Source organism: Pseudomonas sp. 10(2024), from assembly GCF_045164175.1.
GTDB lineage: Bacteria > Pseudomonadota > Gammaproteobacteria > Pseudomonadales > Pseudomonadaceae > Aquipseudomonas > Aquipseudomonas alloputida.
This window is the reverse complement of the sequence record NZ_CP174006.1, coordinates 523,588-538,709: the sequence shown is the minus strand read 5'-3', so window position 1 is coordinate 538,709 and position 15,122 is coordinate 523,588. Positions and strand designations below refer to the sequence as shown.

Below are 15,122 nucleotides of genomic sequence, written 5' to 3'. Positions count from 1 at the left end.
ACATCAATAGATATAAACAATAGATGTACAAACAAAAAACCGGGCACTAGGCCCGGTTTTCTGTAGCAGACAGAACGTCTTACTCAGCAGCTTCTACAGCACCGCCGACCGGACGATCAACCAGCTCGACGTACGCCATAGGCGCGTTGTCGCCAGCGCGGAAACCGCACTTCAGGATGCGCAGGTAGCCGCCCTGACGGGTGGCGTAACGCTTGCCCAGGTCGTTGAACAGTTTGCCAACAGCGGACTTCGAACGGGTACGGTCGAAGGCCAGACGACGGTTAGCAACGCTGTCTTCCTTGGCCAGGGTGATCAGCGGCTCGGCAACGCGGCGCAGTTCCTTGGCTTTCGGCAGGGTGGTTTTGATCAGCTCGTGCTCGATCAGCGACACTGCCATGTTCTGGAACATAGCCTTGCGGTGAGAGCTGGTACGGCTCAGGTGACGTCCACTTTTACGATGACGCATGATTCATTCCTTACCAAACACTACGTTCGGTGATTACGACGATCAGGCGGTCGCCTTGTCGTCTTTCTTAAGACTTGCAGGCGGCCAGTTGTCGAGGCGCATGCCGAGAGACAGACCACGAGAGGCCAGAACGTCCTTGATTTCAGTCAGGGACTTCTTACCCAGGTTAGGAGTCTTCAACAGCTCTACTTCGGTACGCTGAATCAGGTCGCCGATGTAGTAGATGTTCTCCGCCTTGAGGCAGTTGGCCGAACGTACAGTCAGTTCCAGGTCGTCAACCGGACGCAGCAGGATCGGATCGATCTCGTCTTCCTGCTCGACTACGACAGGCTCGCTGTCACCTTTGAGGTCGACGAACGCGGCCAACTGCTGTTGCAGAATGGTCGCAGCGCGGCGGATAGCCTCTTCAGGATCCAGGGTGCCGTTGGTTTCCAGATCAATGACCAGTTTGTCCAGGTTGGTACGCTGTTCAACACGGGCGTTCTCGACCACATAGGCGATACGACGCACCGGGCTGAAGGAGGCGTCCAACTGCAGACGGCCAATGCTACGGCTTTCGTCTTCGTCGGTTTGACGGGAGTCGGCCGGCTCGTAACCACGACCACGAGCTACAGTGAGCTTCATGTTCAGAGCGCCGTTCGACGCCAGGTTCGCGATTACGTGATCGGGGTTGACGATCTCGACATCGTGATCCAGCTGAATATCGGCAGCGGTAACCACCCCCGAACCCTTTTTCGACAAGGTCAGCGTAACTTCGTCACGACCATGCAGTTTGATAGCGAGACCTTTCAGGTTCAACAGGATTTCAATTACGTCTTCCTGAACACCTTCGATCGCGGAGTACTCATGGAGTACGCCATCGATCTCGGCCTCGACTACTGCACAGCCAGGCATGGAGGACAACAGGATGCGGCGCAGCGCGTTGCCCAGGGTATGGCCGAAACCACGCTCGAGAGGCTCGAGCGTAATTTTGGCGCGGGTCGGACTGACTACCTGCACATCAATGTGGCGGGGAGTCAGGAACTCATTTACCGAAATCTGCATGGATGCACCTATTTTCTAGCCCTTACTTGGAGTAGAGCTCGACAATCAGGTTTTCGTTGATGTCGGCAGACAGGTCGCTGCGAGCAGGAACGTTCTTGAAAACGCCCGACTTTTTAGCAGCATCCACGTCAACCCACTCAACGCGGCCACGCTGGGCGCACAGTTCAAGGGCTTGAACAATGCGCAACTGGCCCAGCGATTTCTCGCGGACTGCGACCACGTCACCCGGACGAACTTGGTAGGATGGAATGTTTACAGTCTTACCGTTGACGCTGATCGCTTTGTGCGAAACCAGCTGACGGGACTCGGAACGAGTCGAGCCGAAGCCCATACGGTAAACGACGTTATCCAGACGGCACTCGAGCAGTTGCAGCAGGTTCTCACCGGTTGCGCCTTTTTTCGAGGCAGCAGCTTGGTAGTAACCGCGGAACTGACGCTCCAGAACACCGTAGATACGACGGACTTTTTGTTTCTCACGCAGCTGGGTGCCGTAGTCGGACTGACGGCCACGGCGCTGGCCGTGGATACCTGGGGCTGCTTCGATATTGCACTTCGATTCCAGAGCGCGAACGCCGCTCTTCAGGAACAGATCAGTGCCTTCACGACGAGACAGTTTGCATTTTGGACCAATGTAACGTGCCATTCTTCTGTCTCCTGATTACACGCGACGCTTCTTCGGCGGACGGCACCCGTTGTGCGGGATTGGCGTCACGTCGGTGATGCTGGCGATCTTGTAGCCGCAGCTGTTCAATGCACGAACGGCGGACTCACGACCTGGACCTGGACCCTTGACGTTAACGTCGAGGTTCTTCAGACCGTATTCCAGCGCAGCTTGACCAGCACGCTCAGCAGCGATCTGAGCTGCGAACGGGGTGGATTTGCGCGAACCACGGAAACCCGAACCACCGGAGGTCGCCCAGGACAAAGCATTGCCCTGACGGTCGGTGATGGTCACGATGGTGTTGTTGAAAGAGGCATGGATGTGGGCGATGCCATCAACCACTGTCTTTTTGACTTTCTTACGAGGACGAGCAGCAGGTTTTGCCATGTCTATATTCCTGGGCGATTACTTGCGGATCGGCTTACGCGGGCCCTTACGGGTGCGTGCGTTGGTCTTGGTGCGCTGACCGCGAACCGGCAGACCTTTACGATGACGCAGGCCGCGGTAGCAACCCAGGTCCATCAAGCGCTTGATCTTCATGTTGATGTCACGACGCAGGTCACCTTCGGTGGTGAACTTCGCGACTTCGCCACGCAGGGTTTCGATTTGCTCGTCGCTCAGATCCTTGATCTTAGCGGCTGGGTTTACACCAGCGTCTGCACAAATCTTCTGTGCAGTTGTGCGACCGACACCATAGATGTAGGTCAGCGAGATAACAGTATGCTTGTTATCTGGAATGTTGACGCCTGCAATACGGGCCATTCAGTGGGACTCCAATTGACAGCTACCTACGCCCCGGAAGCCAAGAAATAGGGCGCGAGATAATATCGCTGTAGAAACGAATAATCAACCCAGCAGCACACTAGCTGCTGGGTTTGAAGCGCAGATCACACTCAGCCTTGGCGCTGTTTGTGACGCGGTTCCGCGCTGCAGATCACTCGTACGACGCCTTCGCGACGGATGATCTTGCAGTTACGGCACAGCTTTTTCACCGATGCACGAACTTTCATTACCGACTCCTCGAACCTTAGGGGCGTATCAGCGCAGCAAACCGCTGCCACCGTAGCCTTTCAGGTTGGCTTTCTTCATCAGGGATTCGTACTGGTGCGAAACGAGGTGCGATTGTACTTGGGACATGAAGTCCATCACAACCACTACCACAATCAGCAACGAGGTCCCGCCAAGGTAGAACGGCACATTTGCTGCCACCACCAGGAACTGGGGCAGAAGGCAGACGGCCATCATGTAAAGAGCACCGAACATGGTCAAACGGGTCAAAACGCCATCAATGTAGCGTGCCGACTGCTCACCAGGACGGATACCCGGAATAAAGGCACCGGACTTCTTCAGGTTTTCCGCTACGTCTTTCGGGTTGAACATCAACGCTGTGTAGAAGAAGCAGAAGAAAATGATCCCTGCACTAAACAGCAGAATGTTCAACGGCTGACCAGGAGCGATCGACTGCGAGATGTCCTGCAGCCAGCCCATACCTTCGGACTGACCAAACCAGGCACCCAGCGAAGCCGGGAACAGCAGAATGCTGCTCGCGAAAATAGCCGGGATAACCCCCGCCATGTTCACTTTCAGCGGCAAGTGGCTAGTCTGCGCAGCGAAGACCTTACGGCCCTGCTGACGCTTGGCGTAATGAACGGCGATACGACGCTGACCACGCTCAATGAACACCACAAAACCGATAATCGCTACTGCCAGCAGACCGATGGCGACCAGGGCGAAAATGTTGATATCGCCTGTGCGTGCAGACTCGAAAGACTGCCCGATTGCTCTCGGAAGACCGGCAACGATACCCGCGAAAATCAACATCGAGATACCGTTGCCCACACCGCGCTCGGTGATCTGCTCGCCCAGCCACATCATGAACATCGCGCCTGCCACGAAAGTGGAAACAGCGACGACATGGAAGCCCAGGCCTACAGAAAACGCCACGCCCTGGTTGGCCAGGCCAATAGACATGCCAATGGCTTGGACCAGTGCCAGGATAACGGTGCCGTAGCGGGTGTACTGGCTGATCTTGCGACGGCCAGCTTCACCTTCCTTCTTCAACTGCTCCAGTTGCGGGCTGACCGCCGTCATCAACTGCATGATGATCGATGCCGAAATGTACGGCATGATCCCCAGTGCAAAGATGCTCATGCGCTCGAGCGCGCCACCGGAAAACATGTTGAACAAGCTAAGAATGGTCCCCTCATTCTGCCGAAACAGATCCGCCAGACGGTCCGGATTGATGCCGGGAACCGGGATATGCGCACCTATCCGATAGACGATGATCGCCATGAACAGAAAGCGCAGACGAGCCCAGAGTTCCGACATCCCGCCCTTACCGAGCGAAGAGAGAGCACCTTGCTTAGCCATTTATTCCTCGAATTTGCCGCCAGCTGCTTCGATAGCCGCACGCGCACCCTTGGTGGCTGCGATACCCTTGATGGTGACTGCGCGAGTAACTTCGCCAGACAGCATGATTTTCACACGCTGAATGTGCTGGTTGATCACGTTGGCATCCTTCAGGGATTGCACGGAGATCACGTCGCCTTCCACTTTGGCCAGCTCGGACAGACGCACTTCAGCGCGGTCCATGGCTTTCAGGGAAACGAAGCCGAACTTCGGCAGGCGACGGTGCAGCGGCTGTTGACCGCCTTCGAAGCCAGGAGCGATCGAACCACCCGAACGGGAAGTCTGACCTTTGTGGCCACGGCCGCCGGTCTTACCCAGACCGCTACCGATACCACGACCTGGACGATGCTTCTCGCGACGGGAACCCGGCGCTGGACTCAGATCATTGAGTTTCATCGATTAGCCCTCGACCTTCAGCATGTAGTAAGCCTTGTTGATCATCCCGCGGTTCTCGGGAGTATCCTGGACTTCTACAGTGTGACCGATGCGACGCAGACCCAGGCCTTTAACACACAGCTTGTGGTTAGGCAGACGGCCCGAGACGCTCTTGATCAGCGTTACTTTTACGGTTGCCATGATCAGAAGATCTCCTCGACGCTCTTGCCACGCTTGGCGGCAATGGATTCAGGAGATTGCATGGCTTTCAGACCCTTGAAGGTGGCGTAAACCACGTTCACTGGGTTGGTCGAACCGTAGCACTTGGCCAGAACGTTCTGAACACCAGCAACTTCCAGGACAGCACGCATTGCGCCACCGGCGATGATACCGGTACCTTCCGAGGCAGGCTGCATGTAAACCTTCGAGGCGCCGTGGGCAGCCTTGGTGGCGTACTGCAGGGTGGTGCCCTTCAGGTCAACCTGGATCATGTTGCGGCGAGCAGCTTCCATGGCTTTCTGGATCGCGGCTGGTACTTCGCGCGACTTGCCACGGCCGAAGCCAACACGACCTTTACCATCACCAACCACGGTCAGCGCGGTGAAGGTGAAGATACGGCCGCCTTTTACGGTTTTGGCAACGCGGTTAACTTGAACCAGCTTCTCGATGTAGCCTTCGTCGCGCTTTTGATCGTTATTTGCCATAACTTAGAACTCCAGCCCGCCTTCACGAGCAGCATCAGCCAGCGCTTTGACGCGGCCATGGTACTTGAAGCCGGAACGGTCAAAGGCAACTTGAGATACACCGGCGGCTTTCGCACGCTCAGCTACCAGCTTGCCAACCTTAGTGGCCGCGTCGATGTTGCCAGTGGCGCCATCACGCAGGTCTTTGTCCAAGGTCGAGGCGCTTGCCAGAACCTTGCTGCCGTCGGCCGAAATGACCTGGGCGTAGATGTGCTGCGAGGAGCGGAACACGCACAGGCGCACGACTTCGAGTTCGTGCATCTTGAGACGTGCTTTGCGAGCGCGACGCAGTCGAATAACTTTTTTGTCGGTCATTTACTAGGCCCTACTTCTTCTTGGCTTCTTTACGACGGACTACTTCGTCCGCGTAACGCACACCTTTACCTTTGTAAGGCTCTGGCGGACGGAAGTCGCGGATTTCAGCGGCCACCTGACCTACCAGCTGCTTGTCGATACCCTTGATCAGGATGTCGGTCTGGCTAGGTGTTTCAGCGGTGATACCGGCTGGCAGTTCGTAGTCCACTGGGTGAGAGAAGCCCAGGGCCAGGTTCAGGACGGTGCCTTTAGCCTGTGCCTTGTAACCAACACCGACCAGCTGGAGCTTGCGCTCGAAGCCTTGGCTTACGCCTTGGACCATGTTGTTGACCAGAGCGCGGGTGGTACCGGCCATGGCACGAGCTTGCTGGTCACCATTGCGAGCGACGAAACGCAGCTCACCAGACTCTTCGGTAACTTCAACAGACGAGTGAACGTTCAGTTCGAGAGTACCTTTGGCACCCTTCACCGAAAGCTGCTGACCGGCGAATTTGACTTCGACACCGGATGGCAGCTTAACGGGGTTCTTAGCGACGCGAGACATGTCTATCCCCCCTTAGAACACTGTGCACAGAACTTCGCCGCCGACACCGGCAGCGCGCGCAGCGCGATCAGTCATCACACCTTTGTTGGTGGAGACGATAGACACGCCCAGACCGCCACGTACTTTCGGCAGATCGGTGACGGCCTTGTACTGGCGCAGGCCTGGACGGCTGGAGCGCTTCAGTTCCTCGATGACCGGACGGCCTTCGAAGTACTTCAGTTCGATCGACAGGGAAGGCTTGGCCTCACCAGTTACCTGGTAGCCAGCGATGTAACCTTCGTCCTTCAGAACTTTGGCAACCGCGACCTTCAGGGTAGAGGAAGGCATGCTTACGACGGACTTTTCAGCCATCTGGGCATTACGGATGCGAGTTAGCATGTCCGCTAACGGGTCCTGCATACTCATGGGCTAGATGCTCCTGATACAAGAATTATTAGCCTTGCGGCTATGACAACCACCCGAACGGTTTGGGCAAAAACCCAGGCTCAGGTGAGCCGGTCATTCTAGACACAAGACAGAAACGAAACAAGCCCCATATAGGGGCTTGTTTGTTGGCAAGGTCACCGGCGGTCGGAAGATTGCTCCCCTTCCACCCGTGCCTTGCCTGCAGCGATTACCAGGAGGCCTTGACCAGACCTGGTACGTCACCGCGCATTGCAGCTTGACGCAGCATGTTACGGCCCAGGCCGAACTTACGGTATACACCGTGAGGACGACCGGTCAGGCGGCAACGGTTGCGCAGGCGCGAGGCGCTAGCGTCGCGTGGCTGCTTCTGCAGAGCGACAACGGCAGCGAAACGCTCTTCTGGAGAGGCGTTCAGGTTGACGATGGTCGCTTTCAGCTCAGCACGCTTCTTAGCGAACTTTGCTACCGTGAGCTGACGCTTCAGCTCGCGGTTTTTCATGCTCTTCTTGGCCATTTTCCTACTCCAATCAGTTGCGGAACGGGAACTTGAAAGCACGCAGCAGAGCGCGGCCTTCGTCGTCCGAACGAGCAGTGGTGGTCAGGGTGATGTCCAAACCGCGCAGAGCATCGATCTTGTCGTAGTCGATTTCCGGGAAGATGATCTGCTCTTTCACGCCCATGCTGTAGTTGCCACGACCATCGAAGGACTTGGCATTCAGGCCGCGGAAGTCGCGAACCCGAGGCAGGGAGATCGCCAGCAGGCGGTCCAGGAATTCGTACATCTTGTCGCTACGCAGGGTCACCTTGACGCCGATCGGCCAGCCTTCGCGGACTTTGAAGCCAGCGATGGATTTGCGAGCGAAAGTCACGACCGGCTTTTGACCGGTGATCTTTTCCAGGTCAGCAACAGCGTGCTCGATGACTTTCTTGTCGCCGATCGCTTCGCCCAGACCCATGTTCAGGGTGATCTTGGTAACGCGCGGAACTTCCATCACGTTCGACAGCTTAAGTTCTTCCTTAAGCTTAGGAGCGATTTCGTTCCGGTAAATCTCTTTCAGTCGTGCCATGGTCTTCTACCTAGCAGTGTTCAAGCATCAACCGCTTTTTGGGTCGACTTGAAGACACGAATTTTTTTACCGTCTTCTACTTTGAAACCAACGCGGTCAGCCTTGTTGGTTTCACCGTTGAAGATGGCAACGTTGGAAGCGTGCAGAGGCGCTTCTTTCTCGACGATACCGCCCTGTACGCCCGCCATCGGGTTAGGCTTGGTATGACGCTTGACCAGGTTCACGCCACCGATAACCAGACGGTCATCAGCCAGAACCTTCAGCACCTTACCGCGCTTACCTTTGTCTTTGCCGGCGATCACGATGATCTCGTCGTCACGACGAATCTTTTGCATGTCGGATCTCCTTACAGCACTTCAGGGGCGAGCGAGACGATCTTCATGAACTTCTCAGTACGAAGTTCACGGGTCACTGGCCCGAAGATGCGAGTGCCGATCGGCTCTTGCTTGTTGTTCAGCAGAACAGCAGCGTTGCCGTCGAAACGAATGATGGAACCGTCAGCGCGACGAACACCGTGACGGGTACGTACGACGACAGCGGTCATCACTTGGCCTTTTTTGACCTTACCGCGCGGAATTGCTTCCTTGACGGTTACTTTGATGATGTCACCGATACCGGCGTAACGGCGGTGCGAACCGCCGAGTACCTTGATGCACATGACGCGACGAGCGCCGCTGTTATCGGCCACATCGAGCATGGATTGAGTCTGAATCATAAAATTTCTCCGACCCTTAGCCCTTAGACTTCAACAGCGCGTTCGAGGACTTCAACCAGTGCCCAGGACTTGGTCTTGGCCAGCGGACGGGTTTCACGGATGGAAACCTTGTCGCCGATCTTGCACTGGTTGGCTTCGTCGTGCGCGTGCAGCTTAGTCGAACGCTTAACGTATTTACCGTAGATCGGGTGCTTTACGCGACGCTCGATCAGAACGGTGATGGTCTTGTCCATTTTGTCGCTGACGACACGGCCAGTCAGCGTACGGACGGTTTTTTCAGCTTCAGCCATGATCACTTACCTGCCTGCTGGTTGAGCACAGTTTTCACGCGAGCGATGTCACGCTTAACTTGCGAGAGCAGGTGCGACTGCCCCAACTGGCCAGTTGCTTTCTGCATACGCAGATTGAACTGGTCGCGCAGCAAGCCGAGCAGTTGCTCGTTCAGTTGCTGTGCCGATTTTTCACGAAGTTCATTCGCTTTCATCACATCACCGTCCGCTTAACAAAGGAGGTGGCGAGAGGCAGCTTTGCAGCAGCCAGGGCGAAAGCTTCGCGCGCCAGCTCTTCAGAAACACCCTCGATCTCGTACAGGACTTTGCCTGGCTGAATCTGGGCAACCCAGTATTCCACGGAGCCCTTACCTTTACCCATACGAACCTCAAGAGGTTTTTTGGAGATCGGCTTGTCCGGGAACACACGGATCCAGATCTTACCGCCACGCTTAACGTGACGGGTCAGCGCACGACGTGCGGACTCGATCTGGCGAGCGGTGAGGCGACCGCGAGCAACAGCTTTCAGGGCGAATTCGCCGAAGCTGACTTTGCTACCGCGCAGTGCCAGACCACGGTTGTGGCCAGTCATCTGCTTGCGGAATTTTGTACGCTTTGGTTGCAACATTTGGCGTACCCCTTACTTAGCAGCTTTTTTACGAGGCGCTGGTGCTTGTGGTTTCAGTTCTTCTTGGCGACCACCAATAACTTCGCCTTTGAAGATCCAAACCTTCACACCGATCACACCGTAAGTGGTGTGAGCTTCGTAGGTGTTGTAGTCGATATCGGCACGCAGGGTGTGCAGAGGCACACGACCTTCGCGATACCACTCGGTACGAGCAATCTCAGCACCGCCGAGACGACCGCTCACCTGGATCTTGATGCCCTTGGCACCAATACGCATGGCGTTCTGTACCGCGCGCTTCATGGCGCGACGGAACATTACACGGCGTTCCAGCTGCTGAGCTACGCTCTGCGCAACCAGCATAGCGTCGAGTTCCGGCTTGCGGATCTCTTCGATGTTGATGTGCACAGGCACACCCATCTGCTTGGTCAGGTCCTGACGCAGCTTCTCGACATCTTCACCTTTCTTACCGATAACGATACCGGGACGAGCGGTGTGGATGGTGATGCGTGCAGTTTGAGCCGGACGATGAATATCGATACGGCTTACGGACGCGCTTTTTAGTTTGTCTTGGAGGTACTCACGCGTTTTCAGATCCTTCAACAGGTAATCTGCGTAAGTAGCACCGTCTGCGTACCAGACGGAGGTGTGCTCCTTGACGATTCCCAGGCGAATGCCAGTGGGATGTACTTTCTGACCCATCTGATCGACTCCGTTACTTGTCCGCAACCTTGACAGTGATATGGCAAGACCGCTTGACGATGCGATCAGCACGGCCTTTGGCACGTGGCATGATGCGCTTCAGCGAACGCCCTTCGTTGACGAAGACGGTGGAGACCTTCAGGTCATCAACGTCTGCGCCTTCGTTGTGTTCGGCGTTGGCTACGGCCGACTCGAGGACTTTCTTCATGATTTCAGCGGCTTTTTTGCTGCTGAAGGCCAACAGGTTGAGCGCTTCGCCCACCTTCTTCCCGCGGATCTGGTCGGCGACCAAGCGGGCTTTCTGGGCGGAGATGCGAGCGCCCGACAACTTAGCGGCTACTTCCATTTCCTTACCCCTTAACGCTTGGCTTTCTTGTCAGCCACGTGCCCGCGATAGGTGCGGGTACCGGCGAACTCGCCCAGTTTGTGGCCGACCATGTCTTCGTTCACGAGAACTGGAACATGCTGGCGACCGTTGTGAACCGCGATGGTCAGACCGACCATTTGTGGCAGGATCATCGAACGGCGCGACCAGGTTTTAACTGGCTTGCGATCGTTCTTCTCCACCGCCACTTCGACCTTCTTCAACAGGTGAAGATCGATAAAAGGACCTTTTTTCAGAGAACGTGGCACTGTCGTATCCCTCTAGTTACTTGCGACGACGGACGATCATGTTGTCGGTACGCTTATTACCACGGGTTTTAGCACCCTTGGTTGGGAAGCCCCATGGCGATACCGGATGACGACCACCGGAGGTACGACCTTCACCACCACCGTGTGGGTGGTCAACCGGGTTCATGGCAACACCACGAACGGTTGGGCGAACGCCGCGCCAGCGTTTGGCACCAGCTTTACCCAGCGAACGCAGGCTGTGCTCGGAGTTCGAGACTTCGCCCAGGGTCGCACGGCACTCAGCCAGGACTTTACGCATTTCACCAGAGCGCAGACGCAGGGTCACGTAGACACCTTCGCGAGCGATCAGCTGAGCCGAAGCACCAGCGGAACGAGCGATCTGAGCACCTTTACCCGGCTTCAGTTCGATGCCGTGAATGGTGCTACCTACTGGAATGTTGCGCAGCTGCAGGGAGTTACCGGCCTTGATTGGGGCCAGGGCACCTGCGATCAGCTGGTCGCCAGCGCTCACGCCTTTAGGCGCGATGATGTAGCGACGCTCACCGTCTGCGTAGCACAGCAGGGCGATGTGAGCAGTACGGTTTGGATCGTATTCGATACGCTCGACAGTGGCTGGAATGCCATCTTTGTCGTTGCGACGGAAGTCGACCAGACGGTAATGCTGCTTGTGACCACCACCAACGTGACGAGTGGTAATGCGGCCATTGTTGTTACGACCACCAGACTTCGATTTTTTCTCGATCAGCGGTGCGTGAGGAGCGCCTTTGTGCAGCTCCTTGTTGACCACCTTGACCACGAAACGGCGGCCAGGGGAAGTCGGTTTGCATTTAACGATTGCCATGATGCACCCCTTCCTTACTCAGCACTGCTGCTGAAATCGAGATCTTGGCCTGGCTGAAGGGAGACGATCGCCTTCTTCCAGTCATTACGCTTGCCCAGACCACGTGCGGTACGCTTGGTTTTACCCAGAACGTTAACAGTCGACACGTTTTCAACTTTTACGTTGAACAGGCCTTCGACAGCTTTCTTGATTTCCAGCTTGGTTGCATCAGTAGCAACCTTGAATACGAACTGGCCTTTTTTCTCAGCCAGAACGGTAGCCTTCTCGGAAACGTGCGGGCCAAGGAGGACTTTGAATACGCGTTCCTGGTTCATCCCAGCAGCTCCTCGAATTTCTTCACGGCCGAGACAGTGATCAACACTTTCTCGTATGCGATCAGACTGACCGGGTCGGAACCTTGTACGTCACGTACGTCGACGTGCGGCAGGTTACGAGCAGCCAGGTACAGGTTCTGATCAACAGCGTCGGAAACGATCAGTACATCGCTCAGACCCATGCCGTTCAGCTTGTTCAGCAGATCTTTGGTTTTCGGTGCTTCAACAGCGAAGTCCTGAACCACGACCAGACGGTCGCTACGCACCAGCTCAGCGAGGATGGAGCGCAGAGCTGCGCGATACATCTTCTTGTTGAGCTTTTGCGAGTGATCTTGAGGGCGAGCTGCGAAGGTTACACCACCGCCACGCCAGATCGGACCACGAGTGGTACCAGCACGAGCACGGCCAGTACCCTTCTGACGCCATGGGCGCTTACCGCCACCAGCCACGTCGGAACGGGTCTTCTGCTGCTTGGTGCCCTGACGGCCGCCGGCCATGTAGGCCACGACTGCTTGGTGAACCAGCGTCTCGTTGAATTCGCCACCGAAAGTCAGTTCGGAAACTTCGATCGCCTGAGCGTCATTTACATTAAGTTGCATGTCAGTTTCCCCTTAACCGCGAGCCTTGACAGCTGGACGTACAACCACGTCGCCGCCAGTAGCGCCAGGTACGGCACCCTTGATCAGCAGCAGGTTGCGTTCAGCGTCTACGCGAACTACTTCCAGGGACTGAACAGTCACGCGCTCGGCGCCCATGTGACCGGACATTTTCTTGCCCTTGAACACACGACCAGGAGTCTGGCACTGGCCGATGGAACCAGGAACACGGTGCGACACGGAGTTACCGTGGGTGTTGTCCTGACCACGGAAGTTCCAGCGCTTGATGGTACCGGCGAAGCCTTTACCTTTGGACTGACCAGTAACGTCTACCAGCTGGCCTGCAGTGAAGAGTTCAGCTTTGATCAGATCGCCAGCCTGGAAATCGCCTTCTTCAAGACGGAACTCCCAAACACCGCGACCAGCGGCAACGTTGGCCTTGGCGAAGTGGCCTGCCTGAGCGGCAGTCACACGCGAAGCACGACGCTCGCCGACAGTGACTTGCACTGCACGGTAGCCATCGGTTTCTTCAGTTTTGAACTGGGTGACGCGATTCGGCTCGATCTCAATGACCGTGACCGGAATGGAGACACCTTCTTCGGTGAAAATGCGGGTCATACCGCACTTGCGACCGATTACACCAATAGTCATGTTGTAAACCTCATGAGTGTACGGGGCTTTCACCCGCTATGGCCGCCCATTTCAGAGCGTTACACGACTAGACCGAAGTCTTAGCCGAGGCTGATCTGTACTTCCACACCTGCCGCCAGATCAAGCTTCATCAGCGCGTCAACGGTTTTATCCGTTGGCTGGACGATGTCCAGAACACGCTTATGAGTGCGAATCTCGTACTGGTCACGCGCGTCTTTGTTGACGTGCGGGGAGACCAGAACGGTGAAACGCTCTTTGCGGGTAGGCAGTGGAATTGGACCACGCACTTGTGCACCAGTACGTTTCGCGGTTTCCACGATTTCCTGGGTGGATTGGTCGATCAGGCGATGGTCGAAAGCCTTCAACCTGATACGGATTTGCTGATTTTGCATTGGATTTCAGACTCCAGGCTGTTCCCAACGGACGCACTACGCCCGCTAAAAGGAGGCGTGATTCTATAGACGCCCCCAATTAGTGTCAACCCAATAAAAAAAACCCCCGCTGAGCGGGGGTTTTTTCAATCGGTCGAGTGATTACTCGATGATTTTGGCCACAACGCCGGCGCCGACGGTACGACCGCCTTCACGGATAGCGAAGCGCAGACCGTCTTCCATTGCGATGGTCTTGATCAGGGTAACAGTCATCTGAATGTTGTCACCTGGCATTACCATTTCAACGCCTTCCGGCAGTTCGCAGTTACCGGTCACGTCAGTGGTACGGAAGTAGAACTGTGGACGGTAGCCTTTGAAGAACGGAGTGTGACGGCCGCCTTCTTCCTTCGACAGGACGTAGACTTCTGCGGTGAACTTGGTGTGCGGCTTGACCGAACCTGGCTTGACCAGAACCTGGCCACGCTCAACGTCGTCACGCTTGGTACCACGCAGCAGAACGCCGCAGTTCTCGCCAGCACGACCTTCGTCCAGCAGCTTGCGGAACATCTCAACACCGGTGCAGGTGGTGGTGGTGGTGTCACGCAGACCAACGATTTCCAGCGGATCCTGAACGCGGACGATACCACGCTCGATACGACCGGTAACAACGGTACCACGACCCGAGATCGAGAATACGTCTTCGATCGGCATCAGGAACGGCTGGTCGATGGCACGAACTGGCTCAGGGATGTAGGCATCCAGAGTTTCTACCAGCTTCTTGACAGCGGTAGTGCCCATTTCGTTGTCGTCTTTGCCTTCCAGGGCCATACGAGCGGAACCGATGATGATCGGAGTGTCGTCGCCTGGGAAGTCGTAGGTGGACAGCAGGTCGCGAACTTCCATCTCGACCAGTTCCAGCAGCTCAGCGTCGTCAACCAGGTCAGCCTTGTTCAGGAAGACCACGATGTACGGAACGCCTACCTGACGGGACAGCAGGATGTGCTCACGGGTTTGTGGCATCGGACCATCGGCGGCCGAGCAAACCAGGATCGCGCCGTCCATCTGGGCAGCACCGGTGATCATGTTCTTCACGTAGTCAGCGTGACCTGGGCAGTCAACGTGAGCGTAGTGACGAATGTTCGAGTTGTACTCGACGTGAGCGGTGTTGATGGTGATACCGCGCGCTTTTTCTTCCGGAGCCGAGTCGATCTTGTCGAACTCAACGACTGCCGAACCGAAAACTTCGGAGCAGACGCGAGTCAGAGCTGCGGTCAGAGTGGTCTTACCGTGGTCAACGTGGCCGATGGTGCCGACGTTAACGTGGGGAAGGGAACGATCAAATTTTTCTTTAGCCACGACAGTGAACCTCTTGCCTA

Annotated in this window: 29 protein-coding genes; all 29 read right to left on the bottom strand. The window is 56.1% G+C overall.

Translation table 11 applies throughout. From position 1 onward, the window contains the following. Window positions 1-79: 79 nt before the first annotated feature. Window positions 80-466: a 50S ribosomal protein L17 gene (rplQ, locus tag ACI7M0_RS02385; RefSeq protein WP_003255451.1), complete on the bottom strand. Its 387-nt coding sequence runs from the start codon at window positions 464-466 to the stop codon at window positions 80-82. 42 nt (window positions 467-508) lie between these two features. After that, window positions 509-1,510 (bottom strand): DNA-directed RNA polymerase subunit alpha, encoded by a 1,002-nt coding sequence (locus tag ACI7M0_RS02380; RefSeq protein ID WP_003255452.1) that lies wholly within the window; start codon window positions 1,508-1,510, stop codon window positions 509-511. A gap of 22 nt (window positions 1,511-1,532) precedes the next feature. Next, window positions 1,533-2,153, bottom strand: coding sequence for a 30S ribosomal protein S4 (gene rpsD / locus ACI7M0_RS02375; RefSeq protein ID WP_003255453.1), 621 nt, complete (start codon window positions 2,151-2,153; stop codon window positions 1,533-1,535). Window positions 2,154-2,168: 15 nt separating this feature from the next. Next, entirely contained in the window at window positions 2,169-2,558 is a 390-nt protein-coding gene (gene rpsK, locus ACI7M0_RS02370; protein ID WP_003255454.1) for a 30S ribosomal protein S11, read from the bottom strand. 18 nt (window positions 2,559-2,576) lie between these two features. Next, on the bottom strand, window positions 2,577-2,933 hold the full coding sequence (rpsM, locus tag ACI7M0_RS02365) for a 30S ribosomal protein S13 (protein WP_003255457.1): 357 nt from the start codon (window positions 2,931-2,933) through the stop codon (window positions 2,577-2,579). A 131-nt stretch (window positions 2,934-3,064) separates the two neighbouring features. Further along, complete coding sequence (gene rpmJ / locus ACI7M0_RS02360) at window positions 3,065-3,181, bottom strand: 50S ribosomal protein L36 (protein WP_002555468.1); 117 nt, start codon at window positions 3,179-3,181, stop codon at window positions 3,065-3,067. Window positions 3,182-3,209: 28 nt separating this feature from the next. Beyond that, a complete protein-coding gene (gene secY / locus ACI7M0_RS02355; RefSeq protein WP_003257108.1) occupies window positions 3,210-4,541 on the bottom strand; it encodes a preprotein translocase subunit SecY in 1,332 nt (443 codons plus the stop codon). Further along, complete coding sequence (rplO, locus tag ACI7M0_RS02350; protein ID WP_003255461.1) at window positions 4,542-4,976, bottom strand: 50S ribosomal protein L15; 435 nt, start codon at window positions 4,974-4,976, stop codon at window positions 4,542-4,544. A gap of 3 nt (window positions 4,977-4,979) precedes the next feature. Beyond that, window positions 4,980-5,156 carry a 50S ribosomal protein L30 gene (gene rpmD, locus ACI7M0_RS02345; RefSeq protein ID WP_003255463.1) on the bottom strand — a complete coding sequence of 59 codons (177 nt, stop codon included), beginning with the start codon at window positions 5,154-5,156 and terminating at the stop codon, window positions 4,980-4,982. 2 nt (window positions 5,157-5,158) lie between these two features. Further along, window positions 5,159-5,659 (bottom strand): 30S ribosomal protein S5, encoded by a 501-nt coding sequence (gene rpsE, locus ACI7M0_RS02340; protein ID WP_003255465.1) that lies wholly within the window; start codon window positions 5,657-5,659, stop codon window positions 5,159-5,161. A 3-nt stretch (window positions 5,660-5,662) separates the two neighbouring features. Continuing rightward, window positions 5,663-6,013, bottom strand: coding sequence for a 50S ribosomal protein L18 (gene rplR, locus ACI7M0_RS02335; protein WP_003255467.1), 351 nt, complete (start codon window positions 6,011-6,013; stop codon window positions 5,663-5,665). Between the two features lie 10 nt (window positions 6,014-6,023). Beyond that, the gene (gene rplF / locus ACI7M0_RS02330; RefSeq protein WP_003255469.1) at window positions 6,024-6,557 is read right to left on the bottom strand and encodes a 50S ribosomal protein L6; all 534 of its coding nucleotides are present in this window, start codon (window positions 6,555-6,557) and stop codon (window positions 6,024-6,026) included. Window positions 6,558-6,569: 12 nt separating this feature from the next. Then, window positions 6,570-6,962: a 30S ribosomal protein S8 gene (gene rpsH, locus ACI7M0_RS02325; RefSeq protein ID WP_003255471.1), complete on the bottom strand. Its 393-nt coding sequence runs from the start codon at window positions 6,960-6,962 to the stop codon at window positions 6,570-6,572. Window positions 6,963-7,170: 208 nt separating this feature from the next. Beyond that, window positions 7,171-7,476, bottom strand: coding sequence for a 30S ribosomal protein S14 (gene rpsN / locus ACI7M0_RS02320; RefSeq protein ID WP_003255472.1), 306 nt, complete (start codon window positions 7,474-7,476; stop codon window positions 7,171-7,173). Window positions 7,477-7,489: 13 nt separating this feature from the next. Continuing rightward, the gene (gene rplE, locus ACI7M0_RS02315) at window positions 7,490-8,029 is read right to left on the bottom strand and encodes a 50S ribosomal protein L5 (protein ID WP_003255474.1); all 540 of its coding nucleotides are present in this window, start codon (window positions 8,027-8,029) and stop codon (window positions 7,490-7,492) included. A gap of 20 nt (window positions 8,030-8,049) precedes the next feature. Beyond that, window positions 8,050-8,364, bottom strand: coding sequence for a 50S ribosomal protein L24 (gene rplX, locus ACI7M0_RS02310; protein WP_003255476.1), 315 nt, complete (start codon window positions 8,362-8,364; stop codon window positions 8,050-8,052). 11 nt (window positions 8,365-8,375) lie between these two features. Next, window positions 8,376-8,744 (bottom strand): 50S ribosomal protein L14, encoded by a 369-nt coding sequence (rplN, locus tag ACI7M0_RS02305; RefSeq protein ID WP_002555479.1) that lies wholly within the window; start codon window positions 8,742-8,744, stop codon window positions 8,376-8,378. A 23-nt stretch (window positions 8,745-8,767) separates the two neighbouring features. Beyond that, window positions 8,768-9,034 (bottom strand): 30S ribosomal protein S17, encoded by a 267-nt coding sequence (rpsQ, locus tag ACI7M0_RS02300; protein ID WP_003255478.1) that lies wholly within the window; start codon window positions 9,032-9,034, stop codon window positions 8,768-8,770. A gap of 2 nt (window positions 9,035-9,036) precedes the next feature. Then, a complete protein-coding gene (gene rpmC / locus ACI7M0_RS02295) occupies window positions 9,037-9,228 on the bottom strand; it encodes a 50S ribosomal protein L29 (RefSeq protein ID WP_002555481.1) in 192 nt (63 codons plus the stop codon). Beyond that, window positions 9,228-9,641 carry a 50S ribosomal protein L16 gene (gene rplP / locus ACI7M0_RS02290; protein WP_003255479.1) on the bottom strand — a complete coding sequence of 138 codons (414 nt, stop codon included), beginning with the start codon at window positions 9,639-9,641 and terminating at the stop codon, window positions 9,228-9,230. The genes rpmC and rplP overlap by 1 nt, the downstream gene beginning before the upstream one ends. A 12-nt stretch (window positions 9,642-9,653) precedes the next feature. Next, entirely contained in the window at window positions 9,654-10,340 is a 687-nt protein-coding gene (gene rpsC / locus ACI7M0_RS02285) for a 30S ribosomal protein S3 (RefSeq protein ID WP_003255481.1), read from the bottom strand. A 13-nt stretch (window positions 10,341-10,353) separates the two neighbouring features. Next, entirely contained in the window at window positions 10,354-10,686 is a 333-nt protein-coding gene (gene rplV / locus ACI7M0_RS02280; RefSeq protein ID WP_003103908.1) for a 50S ribosomal protein L22, read from the bottom strand. A gap of 11 nt (window positions 10,687-10,697) precedes the next feature. Beyond that, window positions 10,698-10,973, bottom strand: coding sequence for a 30S ribosomal protein S19 (gene rpsS / locus ACI7M0_RS02275; protein WP_003255482.1), 276 nt, complete (start codon window positions 10,971-10,973; stop codon window positions 10,698-10,700). A 16-nt stretch (window positions 10,974-10,989) separates the two neighbouring features. Continuing rightward, complete coding sequence (gene rplB / locus ACI7M0_RS02270; RefSeq protein WP_003255483.1) at window positions 10,990-11,814, bottom strand: 50S ribosomal protein L2; 825 nt, start codon at window positions 11,812-11,814, stop codon at window positions 10,990-10,992. Between the two features lie 14 nt (window positions 11,815-11,828). Next, complete coding sequence (rplW, locus tag ACI7M0_RS02265) at window positions 11,829-12,128, bottom strand: 50S ribosomal protein L23 (protein WP_003255484.1); 300 nt, start codon at window positions 12,126-12,128, stop codon at window positions 11,829-11,831. Then, window positions 12,125-12,727, bottom strand: a complete 603-nt coding sequence (gene rplD, locus ACI7M0_RS02260; RefSeq protein ID WP_003255485.1) for a 50S ribosomal protein L4 — start codon at window positions 12,725-12,727, stop codon at window positions 12,125-12,127. The genes rplW and rplD overlap by 4 nt, the downstream gene beginning before the upstream one ends. 12 nt (window positions 12,728-12,739) lie before the next feature. Beyond that, window positions 12,740-13,375 carry a 50S ribosomal protein L3 gene (rplC, locus tag ACI7M0_RS02255; RefSeq protein ID WP_003255486.1) on the bottom strand — a complete coding sequence of 212 codons (636 nt, stop codon included), beginning with the start codon at window positions 13,373-13,375 and terminating at the stop codon, window positions 12,740-12,742. Between the two features lie 80 nt (window positions 13,376-13,455). Beyond that, window positions 13,456-13,767, bottom strand: coding sequence for a 30S ribosomal protein S10 (gene rpsJ / locus ACI7M0_RS02250; protein ID WP_003186070.1), 312 nt, complete (start codon window positions 13,765-13,767; stop codon window positions 13,456-13,458). A gap of 141 nt (window positions 13,768-13,908) precedes the next feature. Continuing rightward, the gene (gene tuf, locus ACI7M0_RS02245) at window positions 13,909-15,102 is read right to left on the bottom strand and encodes an elongation factor Tu (RefSeq protein WP_010951775.1); all 1,194 of its coding nucleotides are present in this window, start codon (window positions 15,100-15,102) and stop codon (window positions 13,909-13,911) included. Window positions 15,103-15,122 lie beyond the last annotated feature (20 nt).

Coding starts and splice junctions, on each gene's coding strand:
- rpsD (WP_003255453.1), bottom strand. CDS start 2,153: ATGGCACGTTACATTGGTCCAAAATGCAAACTGTCTCGTCGTGAAGGC.
- rpsN (WP_003255472.1), bottom strand. CDS start 7,476: ATGGCCAAGAAGAGCATGAAAAACCGCGAGCTGAAGCGTCAGCTCACG.
- rpsM (WP_003255457.1), bottom strand. CDS start 2,933: ATGGCCCGTATTGCAGGCGTCAACATTCCAGATAACAAGCATACTGTT.
- rpmD (WP_003255463.1), bottom strand. CDS start 5,156: ATGGCAACCGTAAAAGTAACGCTGATCAAGAGCGTCTCGGGCCGTCTG.
- rpsJ (WP_003186070.1), bottom strand. CDS start 13,767: ATGCAAAATCAGCAAATCCGTATCAGGTTGAAGGCTTTCGACCATCGC.
- rplW (WP_003255484.1), bottom strand. CDS start 12,128: ATGAACCAGGAACGCGTATTCAAAGTCCTCCTTGGCCCGCACGTTTCC.
- rplF (WP_003255469.1), bottom strand. CDS start 6,557: ATGTCTCGCGTCGCTAAGAACCCCGTTAAGCTGCCATCCGGTGTCGAA.
- rplQ (WP_003255451.1), bottom strand. CDS start 466: ATGCGTCATCGTAAAAGTGGACGTCACCTGAGCCGTACCAGCTCTCAC.
- rpsQ (WP_003255478.1), bottom strand. CDS start 9,034: ATGGCTGAAGCTGAAAAAACCGTCCGTACGCTGACTGGCCGTGTCGTC.
- rplP (WP_003255479.1), bottom strand. CDS start 9,641: ATGTTGCAACCAAAGCGTACAAAATTCCGCAAGCAGATGACTGGCCAC.
- ACI7M0_RS02380 (WP_003255452.1), bottom strand. CDS start 1,510: ATGCAGATTTCGGTAAATGAGTTCCTGACTCCCCGCCACATTGATGTG.
- rpmC (WP_002555481.1), bottom strand. CDS start 9,228: ATGAAAGCGAATGAACTTCGTGAAAAATCGGCACAGCAACTGAACGAG.
- rplE (WP_003255474.1), bottom strand. CDS start 8,029: ATGGCACGACTGAAAGAGATTTACCGGAACGAAATCGCTCCTAAGCTT.
- rplX (WP_003255476.1), bottom strand. CDS start 8,364: ATGCAAAAGATTCGTCGTGACGACGAGATCATCGTGATCGCCGGCAAA.
- rplD (WP_003255485.1), bottom strand. CDS start 12,727: ATGCAACTTAATGTAAATGACGCTCAGGCGATCGAAGTTTCCGAACTG.
- rpsK (WP_003255454.1), bottom strand. CDS start 2,558: ATGGCAAAACCTGCTGCTCGTCCTCGTAAGAAAGTCAAAAAGACAGTG.
- rpsE (WP_003255465.1), bottom strand. CDS start 5,659: ATGGCAAATAACGATCAAAAGCGCGACGAAGGCTACATCGAGAAGCTG.
- rpsC (WP_003255481.1), bottom strand. CDS start 10,340: ATGGGTCAGAAAGTACATCCCACTGGCATTCGCCTGGGAATCGTCAAG.
- rpsH (WP_003255471.1), bottom strand. CDS start 6,962: ATGAGTATGCAGGACCCGTTAGCGGACATGCTAACTCGCATCCGTAAT.
- rplB (WP_003255483.1), bottom strand. CDS start 11,814: ATGGCAATCGTTAAATGCAAACCGACTTCCCCTGGCCGCCGTTTCGTG.
- rplV (WP_003103908.1), bottom strand. CDS start 10,686: ATGGAAGTAGCCGCTAAGTTGTCGGGCGCTCGCATCTCCGCCCAGAAA.
- rpmJ (WP_002555468.1), bottom strand. CDS start 3,181: ATGAAAGTTCGTGCATCGGTGAAAAAGCTGTGCCGTAACTGCAAGATC.
- rplN (WP_002555479.1), bottom strand. CDS start 8,744: ATGATTCAGACTCAATCCATGCTCGATGTGGCCGATAACAGCGGCGCT.
- secY (WP_003257108.1), bottom strand. CDS start 4,541: ATGGCTAAGCAAGGTGCTCTCTCTTCGCTCGGTAAGGGCGGGATGTCG.
- rplC (WP_003255486.1), bottom strand. CDS start 13,375: ATGACTATTGGTGTAATCGGTCGCAAGTGCGGTATGACCCGCATTTTC.
- rplR (WP_003255467.1), bottom strand. CDS start 6,013: ATGACCGACAAAAAAGTTATTCGACTGCGTCGCGCTCGCAAAGCACGT.
- rplO (WP_003255461.1), bottom strand. CDS start 4,976: ATGAAACTCAATGATCTGAGTCCAGCGCCGGGTTCCCGTCGCGAGAAG.